Origin of the sequence: Streptomyces beijiangensis (assembly GCF_017315755.1) — a bacterium.
GTDB lineage: Bacteria > Actinomycetota > Actinomycetes > Streptomycetales > Streptomycetaceae > Streptomyces > Streptomyces beijiangensis.
In genome coordinates, this window is record NZ_JAFLRJ010001648.1 from 1 (window position 1) to 377 (window position 377).

Genomic DNA, 377 nt, shown 5'->3' on the forward strand with positions numbered 1-377 from the left:
GGTGCCTACCAGGCAGCCGGAAACAAGGACAGGATCGGCCGCGAATCCGCTCTCTTCCGGGTCTACTCCAGCGGCCTGAAGTCCGGGCGAGACGCTTGGGTGTACAACTTCAGCCAAGTAGAAGTTCGCAAGAACATGCAGTCGATGATTGACTGTTATAATCGACAGGTGGATGGATTTCGGGAGCGCTGTGTTGCGCAATCTATTGCGGTGCCGACTTTTACCGATGTTGATTCCTGGATCGACACCAGTCCCGAGAAAATCAGCTGGGATCGAGCGGACAAGGGTCGGGTGGCCCGAGGGGAGCGCTACCGCTATGACGAGGAGTGGATTGTGCCCTGCACCTACAGGCCGTTCACCAAGGAATGGGCATACTT

General features: G+C 56.8%; 1 protein-coding gene. It reads left to right on the forward strand.

Annotation, left to right across the window (positions count from 1 at the left end; genetic code table 11):
• The coding region (locus J0695_RS43070) for a type ISP restriction/modification enzyme (RefSeq protein ID WP_206970235.1) at nt 1-377 on the forward strand (377 nt) is incomplete at both ends.